The 6,000-nt window shown below is 70.1% G+C and carries 5 protein-coding genes; all 5 read right to left on the minus strand.

The window, feature by feature from the left end; genetic code table 11:
- Nucleotides 1-101: 101 nt before the first annotated feature.
- Nucleotides 102-722 (minus strand): guanylate kinase, encoded by a 621-nt coding sequence (gene gmk, locus IEY78_RS09265; protein WP_189097126.1) that lies wholly within the window; start codon nucleotides 720-722, stop codon nucleotides 102-104.
- Between the two features lie 38 nt (nucleotides 723-760).
- Nucleotides 761-1,084, minus strand: coding sequence for an integration host factor (locus tag IEY78_RS09270; protein WP_006607450.1), 324 nt, complete (start codon nucleotides 1,082-1,084; stop codon nucleotides 761-763).
- A gap of 213 nt (nucleotides 1,085-1,297) precedes the next feature.
- Complete coding sequence (gene pyrF, locus IEY78_RS09275; RefSeq protein WP_189097127.1) at nucleotides 1,298-2,170, minus strand: orotidine-5'-phosphate decarboxylase; 873 nt, start codon at nucleotides 2,168-2,170, stop codon at nucleotides 1,298-1,300.
- Entirely contained in the window at nucleotides 2,167-3,276 is a 1,110-nt protein-coding gene (locus IEY78_RS09280; RefSeq protein WP_189097128.1) for a quinone-dependent dihydroorotate dehydrogenase, read from the minus strand. The genes pyrF and IEY78_RS09280 overlap by 4 nt, the downstream gene beginning before the upstream one ends.
- A 100-nt stretch (nucleotides 3,277-3,376) precedes the next feature.
- A partial coding sequence (carB, locus tag IEY78_RS09285; protein ID WP_189097129.1) for a carbamoyl-phosphate synthase large subunit occupies nucleotides 3,377-6,000 on the minus strand: 2,624 nt, incomplete at its 5' end.

Here is a 6,000-nt window from a genome sequence, read left to right on the forward strand (position 1 = left end):
TCTCTGCCTTCCGAAAGGGGATAACACCTGGGTCATGCGCCTGGTCGTACGGAAATGGCGCAAAGTCGTGGTCGGTCCGGGGCCGGTGAAGCTCGGCGGGGTCAGCCGCTGGTGTTCCGCTCCTCGGATCGATGCAACATCAAGGCTAGCAGCTCGCGGCTGACGTCCTCGACGGAGGTGTTGACAAGCGTCACATCGAACTCCTTCTCCGCCGCCAGTTCGACCCTGGCGGCGGCGAGCCGGCGTTCGATGACCTCCGGCGCCTCGGTGCCCCGGCCGGTGAGCCGGCGGACCAGCTCGTCCCAGCTCGGCGGGGCGAGGAAGACCAGATGGGCCTCCGCCATGGACTCGCGCACCTGGCGGGCGCCCTGCAGATCGATCTCCAGCAGGACCGGCTCGCCGGCCTCCAGCCGGTCCAGCACCGCCTTGCGGGGGGTGCCGTAGCGGTTGCCGGCGAACTCGGCCCATTCGAGCAGCTCACCGTTGGCGATCAGCTTGTCGAATTCCACGTCGTCGACGAAGAAATACTGCACGCCGTGCTTCTCCCCGGGGCGCGGCTTGCGGGTCGTCGCCGAAACGGAGAGCCAGACCTCGGGGTGGACCTTGCGCATATGCGCGACGACCGTGCTCTTGCCGACCCCGGAGGGGCCGGAGAGCACGGTCAGCCGCGGTTGTCTGGCCGGGGGCTCGGGGGTCGTCCCCCGGGAGACTGCAGAACTCATGCAGCGATTATTCCAGCTTCCCGGTGGTGCCGGAAAATTCAGGAAGCGGTGCTGCCGAACTCGCGCTCCAGTGACGCGATCTGGTTGGAGCCAAGACCCCGGACTCGGCGGCTCTCGGAGATCCCGAGTCGCTCCATGATCTGCTTGGCACGGACCTTGCCGACGCCCGGCAGGGACTCCAAGAGGGCGGAGACCTTCATCTTGCCGATGACGTCGTTCTCCTGGCCCTGCTTGATGACCTCATGGAGGGAAGCACCGGAGTGCTTGAGCCGATTCTTGACCTCGGCGCGCTCCCGGCGAGCCGCGGCGGCCTTCTCGAGCGCGGCTGCGCGCTGTTCAGGGGTAAGGGGCGGAAGAGCCACGCCTACGTCACCTCGGATGTAGAACTCGGATACGGACCGGTGTGGAACCTAGTCGCCCCGCACCTGCGGAGCAACGAGCAACGCGCTTACGTGCAGTGCTCTCGTCGGAGACTAGCGGGCGAGCGCTCCGGAGTCAGCGAGAACAGACGAAAAGTCCTGGTCAGACTCTGCTGACCAGGACAATTCGGGACCAAAGTCCCCGTCGGACGGCGTTCAGGCGAGCGCGGTGCGCACTTCTCCGGTGAATCGGTCGACCGCCGCGCGCAGTGCCGAGGTGTCCGGACCGTGCCGCAGCACCCCCCGGCTGACGCTCGGCAGGACGTTGTGGACGGCGTCGCCGAAGACGGCCGGGAGGTCGGCGGGGGTGGCACCCTGGGCGCCGATGCCGGGGGCGAGCAGCGGGCCGTTGATCGACAGGTCGAACGAGGAGAGATCGCCGAGCGTGGCGCCGACGACCGCGCCGAAGGAGCCCAGCGGCTCGGCGCCGGCGTTCTCGGCGGCGAGGTGGCCGAGCATCGTCGCCGCGACGGTGCTGCCGTCGGCACGCAGGGCGCGCTGGACCTCCTGGCCCTCCGGGTTGGAGGTCAGGGCGAGGGTGAACAGCCCGCAGCCGTTCTCCCGGGCCAGGTCGACGGCCGGGCGCAGCGAGCCGTAGCCCAGGAAGGGGCTGACCGTGACGGCGTCCGAGAACAGCGGGGAGGCCGGGTCCAGGTAGGTGGCGGCGTAGGCGGCCATGGTGGAGCCGATGTCGCCGCGCTTGGCGTCCATCACGACCAGGGCGCCGCGCTCGCGGGCCTCGGCGACGGCGGTCTCCAGGACGGCCAGGCCGCGCGAGCCGAAGCGCTCGAAGAACGCGGACTGTGGCTTGAACACGGCCACCGAGTCGCCCAGGGCCTCCACGACGGTACGGGTGAAACGCGCCAGGCCCGCGACATCGTCGTTCAGGCCCCAGTCGGCCAGCAGCGAGGCGTGCGGGTCGATGCCGACGCACAGCGGTCCGCGCGCGTCCATGGCGCGGCGCAGGCGGGCTCCGAAGGGGGCCGTGGACGAGTCCTGCGGCCCGGGGAGCCTCGGTGCGTCGGTCATGCGGTCACCTTCTTGTGTGCGGCGCCGACGGCCTCGGCGAGGGTGGCGTAGGGGCTGTTGCGCAGGCGGGCGGCGAGTCCCTTGTGGATCGCGCGGCACCAGAAGGGGCCCTGGTAGATGAAGGCGCTGTAGCCCTGGACCAGGGTGGCCCCGGCGAGGATGCGCTGCCAGGCGTCCTCGGCGTTCTCGATGCCGCCGACGCCGATGAGGGTGATCGTGTCGCCGACCCGGGCGTAGAGGCGGCGCAGCACCTCCAGGGAGCGTTCCTTGACCGGCGCGCCGGACAGTCCGCCGGTCTCGGCGATCAGCTCCGGGTCGGAGGTCAGCCCCAGGCCCTCGCGGGCGATGGTGGTGTTGGTGGCGATGATCCCGTCCAGGCCGAGTTCGACGGCGAGGTCGGCGACCGCGTCCACGTCCGCGTCGGCGAGGTCCGGCGCGATCTTGACCAGCAGCGGGACCCGGCGGTCGGTGACGGTGCGGTCCGCGGCCTCGCGGACCGCGGTGAGCAGCGGCCGCAGGTGCTCGACGGCCTGGAGGTTGCGCAGCCCGGGCGTGTTCGGGGAGGAGACGTTGACGACCAGGTAGTCGGCGTGGCGGGCGAGCCGCTCGGTGGAGGTGACATAGTCGGCGGTCGCCTCCTCCTCCGGCACGACCTTGGTCTTGCCGATGTTGACGCCGACGGTGGTCGGAAAGACCGGGTTGCGGGCCGCCAGGCGGGCCGCCACGGACGCCGAGCCGTCGTTGTTGAACCCCATCCGGTTGATCAGCGCACGGTCCGGCACGAGGCGGAACAGGCGCTTCTTGGGGTTGCCCGGCTGCGGCTGCGCGGTGACCGTGCCGATCTCGACGTGGTCGAAGCCGAGCATGGTCATGCCGTCGACCGCGACGGCGTTCTTGTCGAAGCCGGCGGCCAGCCCGAACGGGCCGTGCATCCGGCGGCCCAGGGCCTCGGTGCGCAGCTCGGTGTGGCGGGGGGCGAGGGCGGCCGCGAGGAAGGTGCGCAGCACGGGGATGCGCACGGCCAGCTGGATCCAGCGGAAGGCCAGGTGGTGGGCCTCCTCGGGGTCCATGCGCTTGAAGATCAGGTGGAAGAACAGGCGGTACATCGGCGGGCGGGACCTTCCGCGGTGAGGAGTCGGGGGCTCGTGGAGCGGGTGCGGGGCGCACGAAGAGGGGGACACCGCCTCGGTGTCCCCCTCCCTGCCGCTACTCCGCGCGGGCCGCGGTGAGATGTTCGGCGTGTTCCTGGAGGGAACGCACCCCCACGTCCCCGCGGGACATCGCCTCGATGCCCTGGACGGCCGCGGCCAGCGCCTGGACCGTGGTCAGGCACGGGACGCCGCGGGCGACGGAAGCCGTACGGATGTCGTAGCCGTCGAGGCGGCCACCGGTGCCGTAGGGGGTGTTGACGATCAGATCGACCTGGCCGTCGTGGATCAGCTGGACGATGGTCTTCTCGCCGTTCGGGCCCTCGCCCTCGGACTGCTTGCGGACCACGGTGGCGTTGATGCCGTTGCGGCGCAGCACCTCGGCGGTGCCGGAGGTGGCGAGCAGCTCGAAGCCGTGCGCGACCAGCTCACGGGCCGGGAAGATCATCGAGCGCTTGTCCCGGTTGGCGACCGAGACGAACGCCCGGCCCTTGGTCGGCAGTGCGCCGTACGCACCGGTCTGCGACTTGGCGTAGGCGGTGCCGAAGACCGAGTCGATGCCCATGACCTCGCCGGTGGAGCGCATCTCCGGGCCGAGAATGGTGTCCACCCCTCGGCCGTGGATGTCGCGGAACCGCGACCAGGGCAGGACGGCTTCCTTGACGGAGATCGGTGCGTCCAGGGGCAGGGTGCCGCCGTCGCCGGTGGCCGGCAGCATGCCCTCGGCGCGCAGCTCGGCGACGGTCGCGCCCAGCGAGATCCGGGCGGCGGCCTTGGCCAGCGGCACCGCGGTGGCCTTCGAGGTGAAGGGCACCGTACGGGACGCGCGGGGGTTGGCCTCCAGCACGTAGAGGATGTCCCCGGCCATCGCGAACTGGATGTTGATCAGGCCGCGGACGCCGACGCCCTTGGCGATGGCCTCGGTCGAGGCGCGCAGCCGCTTGATGTCGTAGCCACCCAGGGTGATGGGGGGCAGGGCGCAGGCGGAGTCGCCGGAGTGGATGCCGGCCTCCTCGATGTGCTCCATGACGCCGCCGAGGTAGAGCTCGTGGCCGTCGTAGAGCGCGTCGACATCGATCTCGATCGCGTCGTCGAGGAACCGGTCGATCAGGACCGGGTGCCGGTCGATCAGGCCGGCGTGGCGGGTGAGGTACTCCCCGAGCGACGGCTCGTCGTAGACGATCTCCATGCCGCGGCCGCCGAGCACGTACGACGGGCGGACCATGACCGGGTAGCCGATCTCGGTGGCGATCCGCTTGGCCTCGTCGAAGGAGAACGCGGTGCCGTACTTGGGAGCCGGCAGCCCGGCGTCGGTCAGCACCCGGCCGAACGCACCGCGCTCCTCGGCGAGGTCGATCGCCTCGGGAGAGGTCCCGACGATCGGCACGCCGTTGTCCTTGAGCGCCTGAGCCAGGCCGAGGGGGGTCTGTCCGCCGAGCTGGACGATGACGCCCGCGACCGGGCCCGCCTGCGTTTCGGCGTGGACGATCTCCAGGACGTCTTCGAGGGTGAGGGGCTCGAAGTACAGCCGGTCGGAGGTGTCGTAGTCCGTCGAGACGGTCTCCGGGTTGCAGTTGACCATGACGGTCTCGTAGCCGGCGTCGCTGAGGGCGAAGGAGGCGTGGACGCAGGAGTAGTCGAACTCGATGCCCTGGCCGATGCGGTTGGGACCGGAGCCCAGGATGATCACGGCCGGCTTCTCGCGGGGCGCGACCTCGCTCTCCTCGTCGTAGGAGGAGTAGAAGTACGGGGTCTTCGCGGCGAATTCGGCGGCGCAGGTGTCGACCGTCTTGTAGACCGGACGGACGCCCAGGGCGTGGCGGACCTCGCGGACGACGTCCTCGCGCAGCCCGCGGATCGCCGCGATCTGCGCGTCGGAGAAGCCGTGGCGCTTGGCGTCCGCCAGGATCTGCGGGTGCAGCTTCTCGGCGGCCGCGATCTCGTCGGCGATCTCCTTGATCAAGAAGAGCTGGTCGACGAACCACGGGTCGATCTTCGTCGCCTCGAAGACCTCCTCCTGCGTCGCCCCGGCCCGGATCGCCTGCATGACCGTGTTGATCCGGCCGTCGGTGGGGACCTTCGCGACCTCCAGCAACTCCGCCTTCGCACCCGGCACGGAGACGAAGTCGAACTGGCTGCCCTTCTTCTCCAACGAGCGCAGGGCCTTGTTGAGGGCCTCGGAGAAGTTGCGGCCGATCGCCATGGCCTCGCCGACCGACTTCATCGTCGTGGTCAGCGTGGCGTCGGCGGCCGGGAACTTCTCGAACGCGAACCGAGGCACCTTGACGACGACGTAGTCAAGCGTCGGCTCGAAGGACGCCGGGGTCTTCTCGGTGATGTCGTTGGGAATCTCGTCGAGGGTGTAGCCGACGGCGAGGCGGGCGGCGATCTTCGCGATGGGGAAGCCGGTGGCCTTCGACGCCAGTGCGGAGGAGCGCGAGACGCGGGGGTTCATCTCGATGACGATGACCCGCCCGTCCTCGGGGTTGACCGCGAACTGGATGTTGCAGCCGCCCGTGTCGACGCCGACCTCGCGGATCACGGCGATGCCGACGTCCCGCAGGATCTGGTACTCGCGGTCGGTGAGCGTCATCGCGGGGGCGACGGTGATCGAGTCGCCGGTGTGCACACCCATCGGGTCGAAGTTCTCGATGGAGCACACGACCACGACATTGTCGTTCT

Source organism: Streptomyces kronopolitis (genome assembly GCF_014646275.1).
Lineage (GTDB): Bacteria > Actinomycetota > Actinomycetes > Streptomycetales > Streptomycetaceae > Streptomyces > Streptomyces kronopolitis.